Origin of the sequence: Vineibacter terrae, from assembly GCF_008039615.1 — a bacterium.
GTDB classification, from domain to species: domain Bacteria; phylum Pseudomonadota; class Alphaproteobacteria; order Reyranellales; family Reyranellaceae; genus Vineibacter; species Vineibacter terrae.
In genome coordinates this window covers 42415-58774 of record NZ_VDUZ01000019.1, presented here as the reverse complement: position 1 = coordinate 58774, position 16360 = coordinate 42415, and the positions used below count along the sequence as shown (strand labels likewise).

Below are 16360 nucleotides of genomic sequence, written 5' to 3'. Positions count from 1 at the left end.
GGGCGATGGTGCTGGCTTTCCTGAAATGGGTGCTGCGGCTGGGCTTCGCGGGACTGGTGCTCGCCGTCGCCGGCACGGCTGGCATCTACTACTACTTCGCACCGGGCCTGCCGGATCATAAGCAGCTCATCGACTACCAGCCGCCGATGACCACGCGGCTCTATACGGGCGATGGCCGGCTGCTGGCTGAGTACGCCAGGGAGAAGCGGGCATTCGTGCCGGCGGCCGAGATGCCCAAGCGGTTGATCTACGCCTTCGTCGCGGCCGAGGATCAGCGTTTCTTCTGGCATCCCGGCATTGATCCGATCGGTATCACCCGGGCCATCTTCACCAACCTGCAGCACCCGGGCCGCCGACCCGAGGGCGCCTCCGGCATCACCCAGCAGGTGGCGAAGAACTTCCTGGTCGGCAGCGAGACCACGATCCAGCGCAAGATCCGCGAAGCGATCCTGGCCTTCCGCATCGAGGCGGCGTTCTCCAAGGAACGTATCCTCGAGCTTTACCTCAACCAGATCTATCTCGGCAGCGGCAACTATGGCGTCGCGGCCGCGGCGCTGAACTACTTCAACAAGTCGCTCGACGAGCTGTCGCTGTCGGAGATGGCCTACCTGGCGGCGCTGCCGCGCTCGCCCAACCGCTACAGCATCACGCGCAACCCGACCCTGGCCCATGACCGGCGCAACTACGTGCTGGGCCGCATGTACGAGGACGGCTACATCACGGCCGAGGAGATGGCCGCGGCCAAGGACGAGCAGCTGACCCTGCGCAAGCGCGCAGCGCCGGAATTCGCGCAGGCCGAGTTCTTCACCGAGGAGGCGCGCCGCAACCTGCTGGCCGCCTATGGCGAGAAGGGGGTCTACGAGGGCGGCCTCACGGTCCGCACCTCCGTCGACTTCGAGACCCAGCGCGTCGCCGACCAGGCGCTGCGCGAGGGCCTGGTCGACTACGACCGCCGCCACGGCTGGCGCGGGGTGAAGGACAAGCTGCCGTCGATCGACAACTGGCAGCACGATCTCGCCCGCCATCTCGAGAAGACACCCTTCACCGGCCTCAAGACATGGCGCCCTGCCGTGGTGCTCGGCTACACCAATGCCGGCGCCCGCATCGGCCTGCAGGGCGGCGAGGAAGGCATCATCCCGCATGGCGACATGGCCGGCCGGGTGCGGCCGGTGAGCGCCGGCGACATCGTCGCCGTCGAGCCGCGCGCCAAGCCGGCGGGCACATATTCGCTGCGCCAGATCCCCGAGGTTGATGGCGCCGTCGTGGTGATGGACGTTCAGACCGGCCGCATCCTGGCGATGAGCGGCGGGTGGAGCTACCAGCGCAGCCAGTACAACCGCGCCACCCAGGCGCAGCGCCAGCCCGGCTCGTCGTTCAAGCCGTTCGTCTACCTCGCCGCCCTGAACGCAGGCATGACGCCGTCGACCTTGATCCTGGATGCGCCGATCGAGCTGCCCGGCGGTCCGGGGCAGGCGCCGTGGCGTCCGCAGAACTACGGCGGCGGCTCGGCGGGCGGCCCGATGACCCTGCGCCAGGGGCTCGAGCAGTCGCGCAACCTGATGACCGTGCGCATGGCCCGCGCCATCGGCATGGACAAGGTCGCCGCGGTCGCCAAGAAATTCGGTGTCGATGAGGACCTGAAGCCCTACCTGCCAATGGCGCTGGGGGCGGGCGAGACCACCCTGCTGCGCATGACGACCGCCTACGCGATGCTGGCCAACGGGGCGCGGCAGATCACGCCGAGCCTGATCGACCGCGTGCAGGACCGCGATGGCCATACCATCTTCCGCCATGACCCGCGCACCTGCATGAGCTGCGGCGGGCCGGGGTCCGCCGCCGACCAGATCCCGACCGTGGTCGACCGGCGGCAGCCCTTCTTCGATTCGGCGTCGACCTACCAAGTCGTGCATCTCATGCAGGGTGTCACGACCCGCGGCACGGCGGCGCGCCTGGCCAAGCTGGGGCGGCCGATCGCCGGCAAGACCGGCACCACCAACGATTCGCGCGATGTCTGGTTCATCGGCGCCACGCCCGAGCTGGTGATCGGCGTCTTTGTCGGCTTCGACGACCCCAAGCCTCTGGGTGGGCGCGAGACCGGCGGCTCCGTAGCCGTGCCGATCTACGAGAAGATCGCGCGCCAGCTCTACAAGGACAAGGCGCCGACGCCGTTCCGCATCCCCCCCGGCGTGCGCCTGATGCGCGTGAACCTGGCCGATGGCCAGCCGGCGCCGGGCGATCCATCGGCGATCTGGGAAGCCTTCAAGCCGGGCACCGAGCCGACCGGCTACGACTACCATGTCGTGGACGGCATGACCCGCTTCCGGCCCGGCGGCGCACCGGCGCCGCAGGGCGAGGAGCCGGTCGACCCGAATGCGATGATGCCGCCGGTGTGGTCGGTCGATCCCTCGGCGGATTCCGGTGATCCGGCGGTGCCGCCGGGCGTGATCCCGCCGCCGCGCACGAGGCGGCCGACCTTGACGGGCACCGGCGAGACCTACTAAGACGCCGCTCCCTTCAGGGAAGACGAGACATGCGCGCCGAGATCGAGGCTCTGGTGGACGAGATCAAGCAGTCGATGGCACTGCTGAGGAGGCATCTTTGACTTCGACCGGGCCGTCGACCGCCTGGCCGAGCTGAACGCGCGCGCCGAGGATCCCAGCCTCTGGAATGACGCCAAGCAGGCGCAGAGCCTGATGCGCGAGCGCGACCGCCTGGACAAGGCGGTGGGCGCGGTGCGACGCATCGAAGGTGACACCGCCGGCAATCTCGAGATGATCGAGCTGGCGGAGGCCGAAGGCGACCAGTCGCTGGTGGCCGAAGCCGAGGCGGCGATCCGCGCGCTGCGCGACGAGGCGGCGCTGATGCGGCTGGAGTCGCTGCTGTCGGGCGAGGCCGACGCCAACAACTGCTACGTCGAGATCAACGCCGGGCAGGGCGGCACCGAGGCGCAGGACTGGGCCGAGATGCTGGCGCGCATGTACATGCGCTGGGCCGAGCAGCACGGCTACAAGGTCACCTATCTGGAGGAGAGTCCGGGCGAGGGCGCCGGCATCAAGTCCTGCGCCATGAAGGTCGACGGACCCAACGCCTATGGCTGGCTGAAGACCGAGAGCGGCGTGCACCGGCTGGTGCGGATCTCGCCCTTCGACTCCAATGCCCGGCGGCACACCAGCTTCGCCTCGGTCTGGATCTACCCCGAGGTCAACGACGACATCGAGATCGAGGTCCTCGACAAGGACCTGCGGGTCGATACCTACCGCGCGTCGGGCGCCGGCGGCCAGCACGTCAACAAGACCGATTCGGCGGTGCGCATCACGCACATTCCCAGCGGCATCGCGGTCGCCTGCCAGCAGGAGCGCTCGCAGCACCAGAACCGTGCCAAGGCGATGCAGATGCTGAAGGCCCGGCTCTACGAGGTCGAGCTGCAGAAGCGCGAGGCCGAGCGGCTGGCGCAGGAAGCGGCCAAGACCGATATCGGCTGGGGCCACCAGATCCGCTCCTACGTGCTGCAGCCCTACCAGATGGTGAAGGACCTGCGCACCGGCGTCGAGCGCACCGATCCGCAAAAGGTGCTGGACGGCGACCTCGACGGCTTCATGGCCGCGAGCCTGGCGCAGCGCGTCGGCCAGGCGGAAACGGCGGCCTGATCGTTCCTTTTGGACCGCGCGCGTCCACGCGCGCAATCGCTCGCAGCGAAGCGAAGAGCCAACACGTGTCGGCGCTTGCGCGCCGATGCGCGCGTGGACGCGCGCGGTCCAAACGATGAAGCCAACAGTCCGATCCGCGGTGCCGGCCGGATCCACACCTCGTAGCGGCGGGTTGCCGACGGGACGATTCGCCTGCTAAGCGAGGTGACCGACCGGAAACGAGGGTGTCCCCATGGCTGCCGGCCTGCCGTCGCGCGATGATCTTACGATCTGCTTCGCCCACGTCGCCTATCGCATGGCCGAGCGCTTTGCGCTGCGCGGCACCAGCATCCGCCATGTCGAGGTGCGCACGCTCGAGGATTTCGAGGCCCAGATCCCGCAGGCCGATGTGGTTCTGGTCTCCGGCCTGTGGCGCAACACCCTGCTGGCGCGGGCGCCCAGGCTGAAGCTCATCCAGTCGATCTCGGCCGGCGTCGACCAGTACGACAAGGACGCCTTGAAGGCGGCCGGCGTGCGGCTGGCCAGCGCCCAGGGCGTCAACGCCCGCGCCGTCGCCGAGCATGCCATCGCGCTGGTCCTGGCCATGGCACGCCAGATCCATCTCGGGCGCGACAACCAGCACCAGCGCCACTGGCGCGGCATGATCGGCGATCTGGCGCAGCGCGAGGATGAGCTCGGCGGCAAGACCCTGGTGATCGTCGGCCTGGGCCGCATCGGCGGGCGGCTGGCGCAACTCGCCAAGGCATTCGACATGCACGTGATCGGCACGCGCCGCGACGTGTCGGCGGGCAGGGGCGCCGCCGACGAGGTCGTGCCGGACAGCCGCCTGTCGGAAGTGCTGCCGCGCGCCGATTTCGTGGCGCTGACCTGTCCGCTCACGCCGCAGACCGAGCGGCTGATCGACGCCAAGGCGCTTGGCGCGATGAAGCGTTCGGCGGTCCTGGTCAATGTCGCGCGCGGCCGTTGCGTCGACGAGCCGGCGCTGATCACCGCCCTCAGCGGCGGCGTCATCGCCGGCGCGGCGCTCGACTGCACCGTCGAGGAGCCGCTGCCGGTGGATTCGCCGCTATGGGCGATGCCCAACGTGCTGGTGACGCCGCACACCGCGGGCGAGACTCGCCGCTACGAGGACAACGTGCTCGACCTGCTGCAGGAGAACCTTGACCGCCTATGGCGCGGCGAGACGACGCTGAAGAACCAGGTCGTGTAGCGGGGCGGGCGGCAATCATGCTCGTGACGCCCTCCAGGAAGCACGATGGCGCGCTGCCGGAGGGCTGTGACGTCCTGCTGGGACGCGATGCGCCGTCGCTCGTGCGCGCCTATCCCAGCCTGACCGGTAGCACCGCGGCAACGCCGCTGCGCCGCCTTGCGCATCTTGCCCGGCGCCTGGGCATCGGGGCGCTGCATGCCAAGGACGAAGGCTTCCGCCTGGGCCTGGAAAGCTTCAAGGCGCTGGGCGGATCCTTCGCCGTCGCGCGGCTGGTGCAGGACTGGGCCGCGGCGGCGCTGGCGCGCGATGTCGCGCCGTCCGAGCTCACCAGTCCCGAGGTCCGCCGGATCGCGGCCGAGCACACAGTGGCCTGCGCGACCGACGGCAATCATGGCCGATCCGTTGCCGCCGGCGCGAGGCTGCTGGGATGCCGGGCGGTGATCTTCGTCCATCCCCATGTGAATGCCGAGCGGCTGGACGCCATGCGCGCCTTCGGCGCGACGATCGAGGTTGTGGACGGCACGTATGACGATGCCGTCGCCGCTTGCGCCCGCGTTGCCGCGGCACGCGGCTGGGACATCGTCTCCGATACCGCCTGGCCCGGCTACGAGACGGTCCCGGGTCATGTGATGCAGGGCTACACCGTGATGATCGACGAGGCCCTCGCCGCGCTGGAAGAGCAGGGCGAGCGCCTGACCCACGTCTTCGTGCAAGGCGGTGTCGGTGGCCTCGCGGCCGCGGTCGCCGGCCACATCCAGCTGCGCTACGGCGCCGATCGCCCGCGGATCGTGGTCGTCGAGCCCGAGCGCGCGAATTGCCTGCTGCAGAGCGCGCAGGCCGGCAAACCGGTGCAGATCCAAGCCGGCGCGCCCACCGTGATGGGCATGCTGGAGTGCTACCAGCCCTCGCTGCTGGCCTGGCGAGTGCTGGAGCGGGCCGCCGATGCGTTCATGGACGTCCCCGACGAGGCCGCCATCGCGACGATGAGGACGCTGGCGACGCCCGACGGCGATGATCCCGCGATCGTGGCCGGCGAGTCGGGCGGCGCGGGATTGGCCGGGCTGATCCGTGCCGCCGGCGATCCCCGGATGCGGGCCGACCTGGGCCTCGACGAGCATGCGTCGGTCCTTGTCATCATCAGCGAAGGTGCCACCGCCCCGAAACGCTACGCCGAGCTCGTGGGCCGCACGCCCGACGCGGTGCGCGCATCGACCTGATCCGGGCACCGCGGCGCACGCTATTCGGGCGAGGATCCCTGCAGCTCGGCGCGGACGGCCGCGGCGGAATGGGCCATCAGGCGCTGGGCAGCGGCTTCTGCGGCATCGGCATCGCCCAGCCGGATGGCGGTCTCGATCTGCCGCCAGTCCGTAGCTGATTCGCGCCAGCGGCTGGCACGCAGGAAGCTTGTGGCGCGGCCGCGGATCAGGCGCCACGTGCCGATGGTGGAAAGGTGCTCATAGAGCGCCGGCAGGCGGCGGTTGCCGCTGGCGCCGACCAGCAGGGCCTGGGCCGCGATCGATCGCTCGGAGAAGGTCATCGGGTCGGTGTCCGGTGCCGCGACCAAGGCCTCCATCTCGCTGACCAATGCGGCCAGCGCCTGGCGCGGCGCGTCTGGCGCGAGCGCGCACCGGCGCGCGGCGATCGCCAGGAGCGCAGCGCGTATCTCATAGAGGTCGAAGACGTCCTCCTTGGCGAAGGGCGCGACGCGCGCGCCGAAGCGCGGGATCTGCTCGACATAGCCGCGCTTGGACAGGGCGATCAGCGCCTCGCGGACGGTGGCCCGGCTGACGGCATGCTCGCGCGCCAGGGCAAGCTCCTTGAGACGATGCCCGGGCTCGAGGCGGCCGGCCATGATCGCTTCCAGGATCCGTTCGGCCAGGAGCTCGGGCAGCGATTTCGCCGCCTTGCCCAGGGGAAGAGCTTCATCCGACGCAGCGTTGGAGGACACGATCACACGCAAGACAGGTAGGGGAGGTGCACACTGGCAGACACATTCCCTGGTGTCCACGAAACTATTGTCTGACACCCGACAATCGGGTACAGACACCCGAAATGAGCCGGAGGGACGTGATGAGCGCACTGCAGATCCAGCCGCTGGGCTACGCGCTGGGCGCGCAGGTGACGGGTGTCGACCTGCGTCGGCCGCTCGATGCGCAGACGCGTTCCACCATCAACGACGCCTGGCTGCGCCATCTCGTGCTGGTGTTTCCGGGCCAGGATTTGTCGACTGCGGAGCAGATCGCGTTCTCGCGCGCGTTCGGCGAGCTGGATGATCATGCCTTCCAGCCGCGCTACACCCATCCGGAGCATCGCGAGATCCTGCTCGTCACCAACAAGCAGATCGGCGGCAAGCCCTCCGACACGCGCAACACGGGCCGCAACTGGCACACCGACCTGACGTTCACGGCACGGCCGGCGAAGGGGGCGTTGCTGCTGTGCCGGGAGAAGCCACCGGTCGGCGGCGACACGATGTGGGCCAACATGTACCTGGCCTACGAGACGCTGACGCCGCGCATGCAGCGCTTCATTGACGATCTCGAAGCCATTCATGACGCGTCGCTGGTCAAGGGCCTGGAGCAGCGCGACCCGGAGAAGGTCGCGGAGATGAAGCGGCTCAATCCGCCGGTCGCGCACCCCCTCGTGCGGGTGCATCCGGAGACAGGCCGCAAATCGTTGCTGGTCGGCCAGCGTATCCGCGGCCTGATCGGCCTGTCGGACGCGGAGAGCGCCGCGGTGCTGGGCTTCCTCAACGAGCACGCGCAGTCGCCCGAATTCGTCTATCGCCACCGCTGGAGCGTCAACGACCTGGTGATGTGGGACAATCGCTGCACCCAGCATATCGCCTTGCCCGACTTCGATCAGGCTCAGCCGCGCCTCATGCTGCGATGCTCGCTCAAGGGCGAGGCGACCGGCCGCATTCTGACCGCGACCACATCGGCGCTCAGCGATCGCGAGGCCCTGATGCAATCGCTTGCGGCGATCGCCTGATCCCGGCGCGCCGCACGGCTACCGCACTTGGTCCTTCTGTCATCCCGAGCGCAGCGGAGGATCTCCTGCGAGGGACGCACGGTGCGCCTTTCGCGGGAGATCCCTCGCTACGCTCGGGATGACGGAGAAGATAGGGAGGATATGCATGATCACACGACGTCGGCTGGCACGGATCGTTGCCGCTGTTGCGACGGCAGGCGCCGGCGCGCCGATGGCGCGCGCGACGCCGGCATTCCCGAGCCGGCAGGTGCGTATCATCGCGCCGTTTGCCCCCGGTGCCGCGACCGATACGTGCGCGCGGATCGTAGCCCAGCGTCTGGGCGAGCGATGGGGCCAGCCGGTCGTCGTCGAGAACCGCATCGGTGCCAGCGGCACGATCGGGGCGGCGGCCGTGGCGCGCGCCGAACCCGATGGACACACCCTGCTGCTGGGCACGGTCGGCACCAATGCCACGAATGCCAGCCTCATCCCCAACATGCCGTACGACACGCTGAACGATTTCGCGCCGATCTCGTTGTTTGCCGTCGTCTCGATGCTGGTGGTCGTGCATCCCAGCCAGCCGATCCATTCCGTCGCCGACCTGGTGGCCCTCGCACGCAAGGCGCCCGGCGGCCTGAATTGCGGCACCGCCGGTGTCGGCTCCTCGCCCCATCTGGCAGCGCTGCTGTTCGAGAGCCTGGGCAAGGTCAAGTTCGAGCACGTCGCCTATGCCGGCGTGGCACCGATGATTCCGGACCTGCTGCAGAACCGCGTCAACATTTCCCTGGGCGATGCCAGCTCGTTCCTGCCGCATGTGCGCAGCGGCGCCCTGCGGGCGGTCGGCGTGACGACAGCAACCCGCTTCCCGGGCCTGCCCGACGTGCCCACCGTCGCCGAGGCAGGCATCGCGGGATACGAAGCCGCGGCATGGTATGGCGTGCTGGCGCCGGCCAAGACGCCGCCTGACATCGTGGCCCAGCTCAACCGCGAGATCGCCGCGATCGCCCGCATGCCGGAGGTCAAGCAGCAGCTCGAGCCCCTGGCCGCCGTCACGGTCGGCAACACGCCGGAAGAATTCGCCGCCTTCATCCGTTCCGAGCACGCCCGGTGGGGCCAGCTGATCCGCGACAGCGGCGTGCAGGTGACCCGCAACTGAGCCGCGCCGTCGCCCGATCAGCCGAACCGCCGCTGCAGGAATTGCAGCGCTGCCTCGGCGCAGGCGCGGGCGTGCGAGAATGGCAGCCCGTGCCGTGTGCCGGGGAACACCATCAGCTCGGCATCAGGCACAAGGCCCTTCAGCTCGGCGGCCATTGTCGCGGGGATGAACGGGCTGCCGTCCGGTGACAGGATCAGCAGCGGCATTGCCAGCGTGCGCACCGCATCGGACATGTCGAGGCCGGCCAGCAGCTCGCCGAGCTGGATGATGGGGGCGGGGTCGCTCGCCGCCTGGGTGCGCGCGAACCAGGTCCGCTGCGCGGCGCTGATGGGCGAGTCGTCCGTGAAGCGCGCCGTCATCATGGCCTCGGCCCAGGGCGCGATGCCGTCACGGCCGATCTCCTCGCGCCAGCCGCGCACCCGCCCGATGCCCGTGCCGCGATGCGTGGCGTTGGAGATGATGACGCTGGCGATGCGCTCCGGATGCTTCAGGGCTGCCGCCAGCGCTACCGTGCCGCCCAGCGACTCGCCGATCAGATGCACCTTTGGCGCGCCGGCTTGCGCGACCGCCTGCATGAGATCGCCCACCAGTTCGTCCATGGTGGTGCCTGCATGCCAGGTGCCATGCGAGCGGCCAAAGCCACGGGTATCGAAGCGCACCACCCGGTGGTGCGGTGCCAGCACCGGCAGCCAGCCGCTCCAGATCGCGGCATTGGTGCCGATGCCGTGATGCATCACGATCGGCGCCCGCACCGTGTCCCATGGAGCCTTGAGCTCGGTGACGTCGCAGTGCAGGCCGGTGGGTGTGGCTGGCATGTGTATTCCTCGTTGACGGATGCTCGCGCGCGATGTGCGGCAGAGCGTACGATAGCTGGAACATCGGCACCATATCGCGAGGAGATGTGATGATCCGGCTGCTCATGTCCATGGCGCGCCGGCGCGTGGGGCGCGCCGGCGCGGCAGCGATGCTGCTGTGCCTGCTTGGATCGTTGCCGGCCGGCGCGCAGCCGGTGTTCGATGCGGCGCATGTCGGCCAGCCCGGCAGCGGCAACCATGCCGAGCTCTTCATGCCGGCGGCTGCGGCGCCGGTGCCGGCGCTGGTGGTGCTGCACGGCTGCGACGGCGTCGGGCCACATTATCGCGGCTGGGCGAAGGCTCTGCAGGGGTGGGGCTATGCGGCGCTGGTGGTCGACAGCTTCAGGCCGCGGGGCCAGGTCAATGTCTGCAACCACGGGCGGGACGTGCCGCCGCAGGACCGGGCGCAGGACGCGCTGCGCGCCGCCGCCTACCTGCGTTCGCTGCCCGCGATCCGCGCCGATCGCATCGGCGTGATCGGGTTCTCGCATGGCGGCTGGAGCGCGCTCCACGCCGCCCTGGAGGACGCATTGCCGGCGTCTCGCAGCCGCGCATTCGACGCTGCCATCGCCTTCTATCCCGGCTGCGACCAGCCGACGGCGCGGCTGGTCACCGACACGCTGATCCTGATCGGCGATGCCGATGACTGGACGCCCTGGCGGCGCTGCCAACGCTGGCGCGATACGGTCCAGTCGGGCGTCCACACGGCGAGGATCAAGGTCTATCCCGGCGCGCGGCACGGCTTCGACTCGACGATGGACCTGCATCGCTACGCCGGCCATCTGGTGGGACGCGACAGCGCCGCCGCCCAGGATGCGGAGATCCTGACACGGACCTTCCTCGCCGAGCGCCTGTCGGCGCGGTAGGGCGTGCCGCGATGCGATGCCTGGTCTGATGGCAGTTTTGGCGTGACTTGCGCCCGTATTGGCGAAACACTTCGGTTTGCCCGACGATTTGCGTTTCAAGATCGGGGATGGAGGAATCATGCAGCTCGGCTACTTCACCATGCCATCGCATCCGCCCGAAAGGTCGCTGAAGGCGGGCCATGAATGGGATCTGCAGGTCATACGCTGGCTCGACGAGCTGGGCTTCACCGAGTGCTGGATCGGTGAGCATCATACGGCCCCCTGGGAGCCGCACCCGTCGCCTGACCTGCTGGTGGCGCAGGGACTGCTGCAGACCAAGAACATCCGGCTCGGGCCGGGTGGCTTCCTTCTCCCGTACCATCACCCCGCCGAGCTCGCCAATCGCGTCGCGATGCTCGACCACATTTCCGGCGGGCGGTTGAACTTCGGCGTCGCGGCCAGCGGCCTGCCCAGCGACTGGGCGATGTTCAACGTCGATGGCATGTCAGGCACCAACCGCGAGATGACGCGCGAGGCGCTCGACATCATCCTGAAGATGTGGTCAGCGACCGAGCCGTTCGACTACAAGGGCAAGCACTGGCACGTGACGGTGCCCGATACGATGTTCGGGTTCCTGAAGCACCACATCCGGCCGCTGCAGACACCCCATCCGCCGATCGGCGTGGCCGGCCTCAGCAAGGGCTCCGACACGCTGAAGCTGGCCGGCGAGCGCGGCTTCATCCCGATGAGCCTGAACCTCAACCCGGCCTATGTCGGCAGCCACTGGGAGGCGGTCGAGATCGGCGCTGCGAAGGCCGGCCGCACGCCCGACCGCAACGACTGGCGCATGGTGCGCGAGGTGTTCGTCGCCGACACCGACGAGGAGGCGTTCAAGCTGTCTGCGGGCGCCATGATGGGCCGCATGATGCGGGAGTACTTCCTGCCGCTGCTCGGCAATTTCGGCTTCCTCGAGTACCTGAAGCACGCGCCCGACGTGCCCGACTCGGATATCACGCCGGACTACTGCGCGCGGCACAACTGGATCGTCGGCTCGCCGGCGACCGCGGCGCGCAAGATCGAGCAGATCTACGACGAGGTCGGCGGCTTCGGCTGCCTGCTGGTGTTCGGCTTCGACTACACCGAGAACCCGCAGGCCTGGCGTCGCTCGCTGGAGCTGCTGTCCAAGGAAGTCCTGCCCAAGATCCAGCACCTCAAGCCCAAGCGCCCGGTCGCGCGCGCCGCGGAGTAGGTATCGCGCCGGCGCATCAGTAACACCAGGATCCATAAGCGGCGCCGATCGAGCATCGGCGCCGCTTTTTTTTGCCGGCGCGATCCGATTGCACGGGCGTGCGCAAATCGCGTCTCGGCAATTTCTTCCGCGCTGCCGCATTTTCAACGGCCATTCCAACGCGCCTTCACACGGTAGGGGCGTAGTGGGCAGGGCATCGCGGTCTCACGGCCGCACCCAACGCAACCACCAACGCCTGCCGGCGCCATGCCGGGTCGTGACGTCACGCCGAGGCTAGAAGGCCATGACCAGCATCTCGATGTCTCTGGGAGTGCCCATCTTTCCCCGTCCGCGCCAGGAAACCGCAACGATGCCTGCTCCCTCGGACGAGACGAAGGATGTCGCCGACCAGCTGCCGCAGCACCTGCCGGCGTTGCGTCGCTACGCCCGCGCGCTCACGGGTGACGTCACCGCCGCCGACGATCTGGTGCAGGACTGCGTCGAGCGGGCCCTGTCGCGCGCCCATCTCTGGCGCCGGCCGGGCAATCTGCGGGCCTGGCTGTTCACCATCATGCACAACCTCAACGCCAACAATCGCCGCCGCGCCGCGGCACGACCGCGGCTGGCGGCGATCCAGGACGTGCCGGAACCGTCATGGCCGGCCGGCCAAGTCGAGCGCCTGACCGCCAGCCAGACCCTGGCCGCGATGCAGCGCCTGTCCGAGCCGCATCGCGAGGTGCTGGTCCTGATCGCCATCGAAGGCATGGCCTATATCGAAGCGGCCGCGGTGCTGGGCGTGCCGCCGGGCACGGTGATGTCGCGCCTGTCCCGCGCGCGCGAGCATCTGCGCCAGCTCACCGACGGACCGCGGACGACGCCGCTGGACCGCACCAGCGCGGCGTGACAGCCGGGAGCGCGTTTCGTCATCCCGAGCGCAGCGAGGGATCTCCCGCGAATGGCGCACAGTACATCCTCCCGCAGGAGATCCCTCGCTGCGCTCGGGATGACAGCAAGTGCGGTGGCCTACAAACTCTTCACTGCCTCCAGCACGGCCTCGACATGGCCGGGCACCTTCACCTTGCGCCAGACCTTGCGCACGACGCCCGACTTGTCGATCAGGAAGGTGGCGCGATCGATGCCCATGTACTTGCGTCCGTACAGGCTCTTCTCGATCCAGGTGCCGTACTTCTCACAGATCTTGCCGTCGGTGTCGGACACCAGGGTGAAGGGCAGGTCGTGCTTGGCCTTGAACTTGTCGTGGCGCTCGACGCTGTCCTTGGAGACCCCGACCACCGTGGCCTTGCTCTTGGAGAAGTCAGGCAGGCTGTCGCGGAAGCCGCATGCCTCCTTGGTGCAGCCGCTGGTGTCGTCCTTGGGGTAGAAGTACAGGATCACGGTCTTGCCCTGCAGGTCCGACAGCTTGAGCTTGCCGCCGCCATCGGTCGGGGCCGTGAAATCCGGTGCCTTCTTGCCTTCCGCGACGCTCATGTGCTGCTCTCCTCGGCTGCCGGCGGCGGCAGCGCCGCGGCTGGCTTCTCGATGATCTCGACGAACACCTCATACGCCTTTTCGGCGGCGTGGATCACCTGCCGCTTCAGGTCGTCGATATGCGCGGCGCCGGCGGCCTTGATCAGCAGCCGGCGCAGGCCTTCGGGCGCCGTCGCGACATCGAAGTCGGCTTCCGGGCCGTCCAGCGCCAGCCGCATCAGGCCCTGCAGATCCGTGAACAGCCGATAGGCTTGCGACAGGCGTGCGGCGTGGCTGCCGTCGATCAGGCCGGCCGGCGTCAGCGCGGCCAACGCATCCAGCGGATCGGGATGCAGGATCGCCGGATGCTCGGCGCCATGGCGCAGGCAGAGGTATTGCACCACGAAGTCGACATCGAACAACCCGCCGCGCACCAGCTTGAAGTCCCACGGCCCCTTGGGCGGCCGGTGCGTGGCGACGCGGGCGCGCATGTCGGCGACATCGCGCAGCAGCTTGTCGGGATCACGCCGGCGGCGCAGCGTGTCGCCGATCGCCGCCTCGACGCGGCCGCGGATCGCCGCCGGTCCCGCCGCCACGCGGGCGCGGCACAGCGCCATGTGCTCCCAGGTCCAGGCCTGGTCGACCTGGTAGGCGTCGAACGCCGCGAGCGAGCTTGCGATCGGCCCGGCATTGCCCGAGGGCCGCAGGCGCATGTCGACCTCGTACAGCGCGCCGTCGTTGGTCTGCACCGTCAGCGCGTTGAGGATGCGCTGGCTGAGGCGCGTGTAGTACTGGGTCGGCGCCAGCGGCCGCGCGCCATCGGACTGGTCCATCCCGGCCGGCACGTCGTAGACGAACATCAGGTCGAGGTCGGATGTCGCGGTCATCTCGCGGCTGCCCAGCTTGCCCATCGCGACGACGGCCATGCGCGGTCCGTCGAAGCCGCCGTGCTGGCCGGCGAACAGCGCCTCGACCCGCGCCGCCAGCTGGCTGACCACCGCCGTCGCGACATCGCTGTAGGCGCGGGCCGCGTCGCGCGGGCTGACCGCGCCGGTCAGCAGATGGACACCGACCTGGAAGCGCCGGTCGTTGGTCCAGCGCCGCGCGAAGTCGAGCAGATCCTGCTCGTCGGACGCGCCATTCAGCACGCGGCCCAGGTCGGCGGCCAGCGCATCCGCGTCGGGCAGGGCGGCGAGGAAATCGGTCGACAGGACGCTGTCGAGCAGGATCGGGCGGCGCGCCAGATGGTTGGCGATGCGCGGCGCGCTGCCCATGATCCGCGCCACCAGGTCCAGCAGCGACGGGTTCAGCTTGAAGAGCGAGAACAGCTGCACGCCGGCCGGCAGATTGGCCAGCAGCGTGTCGAAGCGCAGCAGGGCCTGGTCGGGGTCGACGGTGGCGGCCAGCGCCTTGAGCAAGGCCGGCTTGAGCTCGGTCAGCAGCTCGCGCGCGCGGGCGGTCTGGGTGGCGCGGTAGCGCCCATGGTGCCAGCGGCTGATGATCTCCCAGGCCACGCTGGTCTGCCGGAACCCGAGATCGGTCAAGGTCGTGAGCGTCTCGGGATCGGCGTCGGTGCCGGTGAACACCAGGTTGCCGGCGCCGGGGGCCGCCAGGCTCGGGGCGTCCTCGAACAGCTGGGCGTAGTGGCCCTCGACGGTGCGGAAGGTGCGCAGCAGCTCAAAGGCGAAGGCCTCGGGGCCGTCGTAGCCCATGAAGGCGGCGATGGCGGCGAAGCCGGCGTCGTCGGCCGGCAGGACATGCGTCTGCTTGTCGTCGACCATCTGCAGGCGGTGCTCGACGCGGCGCAGGAAGCCGTAGCAGTCGGCCAGCTCGTGCGCGACCTTGTGCTCGATCAGGCCGGCGGCGGCCAGCGCATGCAACCCCTCGATGGTGCCGCGCACACGCAGCGCGGCAGTGCGGCCGCCATAGATCAGCTGCTGCGTCTGCACGAAGAACTCGATCTCGCGGATGCCGCCGCGGCCCAGCTTCACGTTGTGGCCCGCGATCCTGACGGCGCCGGTGCCGCGATGGGCGTCGATCTGCCGCTTGATGGAATGGATGTCGTGGATGGCGGCGAAATCGAGGTGCTTGCGCCAGACATAGGGCCGCAGGATGCGCAGGAAGGCGTCGCCGACCGCGATGTTGCCGGCCACCGGCCGCGCCTTGATCATCGCCGCGCGCTCCCAGTTCTGGCCGACGCTCTCGTAGTAGGTCTCGGCGGCGATGGTCGAGATCGCCAGCGGCGTCGATCCCGGGTCGGGCCGCAGCCGCAGGTCGGTGCGGAAGACGTAGCCGTCGGCCGTGATCTCGCCCATGGTGCCCACCAGCGCCCGGGTCGCGCGCACCATCTTGGCGCCCAGCCCGTCGTCGCCGGCGACCGCCGGCAGCTCGCGGTCGTAGAGCACGATCAGGTCGATATCGCTCGAATAGTTCAGCTCGCCGGCGCCGAGCTTGCCCATGCCAAGCACGGTCAGCCCGGCCGCTGCCGGATCGCCGCCCAGCCGCAGCTGGCCCAGGGCGTCGAGGTCGAGCAGGGCGCGGTCCGCCGCCAGGCGCAGCGCCTGCTCGGCGAAGCCCGACAGGGTCTGCGTGACACGGGCCAGGGGCCAGATGCTGGCGATGTCGGCGACCGCGGTGACCAGCGCGACCCGGCGCTTGGCGCGGCGCAGGCTGGCCCTCAGCGACATGGTGTCGCTGGACGGCGCGGCGATGGCGTCCAGCGCGGCGGCGATCGCGGCGTCCGGGCCCTGGCGCCATAAAAGAGCCGTGAAGGCCGGGTCGTTTAGCACCTGCTCCGACAGAAACGGACTATTGCCGAACACCGTGTCGAGCAGGGCGGCGCCCGCGCTGTCAGCCTCCATTTCGCGAACGACCCCGGCATCGCTGCGCTCGCGCCAGCGCTCGCGGTAGGTCCGCCGGCGGTCGTCGTTATGTGGGCGTGGAAGGGCGGCGATCGGCCAAGGGAATGTCATCGGGAGGGTAGACG

Annotated in this window: 13 protein-coding genes; 9 read left to right on the top strand and 4 right to left on the bottom strand. The window is 69.3% G+C overall.

All coding sequences use genetic code 11. The annotated features are described in order from the left end of the window. Window positions 1-5 precede the first annotated feature (5 nt). The 4 genes from FHP25_RS17530 to FHP25_RS17515 all read left to right on the top strand — a co-directional run bounded on the left by FHP25_RS17530 (window position 6) and on the right by FHP25_RS17515 (window position 6074). Window positions 6-2501: a penicillin-binding protein 1A gene (locus FHP25_RS17530; protein WP_147848242.1), complete on the top strand. Its 2496-nt coding sequence runs from the start codon at window positions 6-8 to the stop codon at window positions 2499-2501. A gap of 29 nt (window positions 2502-2530) precedes the next feature. After that, window positions 2531-3647 (top strand): peptide chain release factor 2 gene (prfB, locus tag FHP25_RS17525; protein ID WP_147848241.1). Its coding sequence is split into 2 segments (ribosomal slippage): window positions 2531-2599 and window positions 2601-3647, totalling 1116 coding nucleotides; the frame shifts between segments, so codons are not numbered across the junction. Between the two features lie 232 nt (window positions 3648-3879). Then, a complete protein-coding gene (locus FHP25_RS17520; protein ID WP_218578424.1) occupies window positions 3880-4857 on the top strand; it encodes a D-2-hydroxyacid dehydrogenase in 978 nt (325 codons plus the stop codon). Window positions 4858-4874: 17 nt separating this feature from the next. Further along, entirely contained in the window at window positions 4875-6074 is a 1200-nt protein-coding gene (locus FHP25_RS17515) for a diaminopropionate ammonia-lyase (RefSeq protein ID WP_147848240.1), read from the top strand. Between the two features lie 20 nt (window positions 6075-6094). Here FHP25_RS17515 and FHP25_RS17510 read toward each other — a convergent pair whose 3' ends face one another. Continuing rightward, complete coding sequence (locus FHP25_RS17510; protein ID WP_178133593.1) at window positions 6095-6805, bottom strand: GntR family transcriptional regulator; 711 nt, start codon at window positions 6803-6805, stop codon at window positions 6095-6097. A gap of 122 nt (window positions 6806-6927) precedes the next feature. Here FHP25_RS17510 and FHP25_RS17505 point away from each other — a divergent pair, with 122 nt between their 5' ends. Both FHP25_RS17505 and FHP25_RS17500 read left to right on the top strand, forming a co-directional pair. Beyond that, complete coding sequence (locus tag FHP25_RS17505; RefSeq protein ID WP_147848238.1) at window positions 6928-7845, top strand: TauD/TfdA dioxygenase family protein; 918 nt, start codon at window positions 6928-6930, stop codon at window positions 7843-7845. Between the two features lie 145 nt (window positions 7846-7990). After that, window positions 7991-8980 carry a Bug family tripartite tricarboxylate transporter substrate binding protein gene (locus FHP25_RS17500; RefSeq protein WP_178133592.1) on the top strand — a complete coding sequence of 330 codons (990 nt, stop codon included), beginning with the start codon at window positions 7991-7993 and terminating at the stop codon, window positions 8978-8980. Window positions 8981-8997: 17 nt separating this feature from the next. Here the strand turns inward: FHP25_RS17500 and FHP25_RS17495 are convergent, their stop codons facing one another. Next, complete coding sequence (locus FHP25_RS17495; protein WP_147848236.1) at window positions 8998-9795, bottom strand: alpha/beta fold hydrolase; 798 nt, start codon at window positions 9793-9795, stop codon at window positions 8998-9000. Between the two features lie 89 nt (window positions 9796-9884). Here FHP25_RS17495 and FHP25_RS17490 point away from each other — a divergent pair, with 89 nt between their 5' ends. The 3 genes from FHP25_RS17490 (at window position 9885) to FHP25_RS17480 (ending at window position 12811) form a co-directional block, all read left to right on the top strand. Next, complete coding sequence (locus tag FHP25_RS17490; RefSeq protein WP_218578423.1) at window positions 9885-10700, top strand: dienelactone hydrolase family protein; 816 nt, start codon at window positions 9885-9887, stop codon at window positions 10698-10700. 118 nt (window positions 10701-10818) lie between these two features. Then, the gene (locus FHP25_RS17485) at window positions 10819-11928 is read left to right on the top strand and encodes an LLM class flavin-dependent oxidoreductase (protein ID WP_147848235.1); all 1110 of its coding nucleotides are present in this window, start codon (window positions 10819-10821) and stop codon (window positions 11926-11928) included. A gap of 349 nt (window positions 11929-12277) precedes the next feature. Beyond that, window positions 12278-12811 carry a sigma-70 family RNA polymerase sigma factor gene (locus FHP25_RS17480; RefSeq protein ID WP_147848234.1) on the top strand — a complete coding sequence of 178 codons (534 nt, stop codon included), beginning with the start codon at window positions 12278-12280 and terminating at the stop codon, window positions 12809-12811. 119 nt (window positions 12812-12930) lie between these two features. Here FHP25_RS17480 and bcp read toward each other — a convergent pair whose 3' ends face one another. Both bcp and FHP25_RS17470 read right to left on the bottom strand, forming a co-directional pair. Next, window positions 12931-13395 carry a thioredoxin-dependent thiol peroxidase gene (gene bcp, locus FHP25_RS17475; protein ID WP_147848233.1) on the bottom strand — a complete coding sequence of 155 codons (465 nt, stop codon included), beginning with the start codon at window positions 13393-13395 and terminating at the stop codon, window positions 12931-12933. Next, window positions 13392-16346 (bottom strand): bifunctional [glutamine synthetase] adenylyltransferase/[glutamine synthetase]-adenylyl-L-tyrosine phosphorylase, encoded by a 2955-nt coding sequence (locus FHP25_RS17470; protein WP_147848232.1) that lies wholly within the window; start codon window positions 16344-16346, stop codon window positions 13392-13394. Before FHP25_RS17470 ends, bcp begins: the two co-directional genes overlap by 4 nt. Window positions 16347-16360 lie beyond the last annotated feature (14 nt).

What these genes read in the sequence shown, in the direction of transcription:
- FHP25_RS17480 (WP_147848234.1), top strand. Translation starts at nt 12,278, where the DNA reads ATGCCTGCTCCCTCGGACGAGACGAAGGATGTCGCCGACCAGCTGCCG.
- FHP25_RS17485 (WP_147848235.1), top strand. Translation starts at nt 10,819, where the DNA reads ATGCAGCTCGGCTACTTCACCATGCCATCGCATCCGCCCGAAAGGTCG.
- FHP25_RS17495 (WP_147848236.1), bottom strand. Translation starts at nt 9,795, where the DNA reads ATGCCAGCCACACCCACCGGCCTGCACTGCGACGTCACCGAGCTCAAG.
- FHP25_RS17505 (WP_147848238.1), top strand. Translation starts at nt 6,928, where the DNA reads ATGAGCGCACTGCAGATCCAGCCGCTGGGCTACGCGCTGGGCGCGCAG.
- bcp (WP_147848233.1), bottom strand. Translation starts at nt 13,395, where the DNA reads ATGAGCGTCGCGGAAGGCAAGAAGGCACCGGATTTCACGGCCCCGACC.
- FHP25_RS17530 (WP_147848242.1), top strand. Translation starts at nt 6, where the DNA reads ATGGTGCTGGCTTTCCTGAAATGGGTGCTGCGGCTGGGCTTCGCGGGA.
- FHP25_RS17470 (WP_147848232.1), bottom strand. Translation starts at nt 16,346, where the DNA reads ATGACATTCCCTTGGCCGATCGCCGCCCTTCCACGCCCACATAACGAC.
- FHP25_RS17520 (WP_218578424.1), top strand. Translation starts at nt 3,880, where the DNA reads ATGGCTGCCGGCCTGCCGTCGCGCGATGATCTTACGATCTGCTTCGCC.
- FHP25_RS17490 (WP_218578423.1), top strand. Translation starts at nt 9,885, where the DNA reads ATGATCCGGCTGCTCATGTCCATGGCGCGCCGGCGCGTGGGGCGCGCC.
- FHP25_RS17515 (WP_147848240.1), top strand. Translation starts at nt 4,875, where the DNA reads ATGCTCGTGACGCCCTCCAGGAAGCACGATGGCGCGCTGCCGGAGGGC.
- FHP25_RS17500 (WP_178133592.1), top strand. Translation starts at nt 7,991, where the DNA reads ATGATCACACGACGTCGGCTGGCACGGATCGTTGCCGCTGTTGCGACG.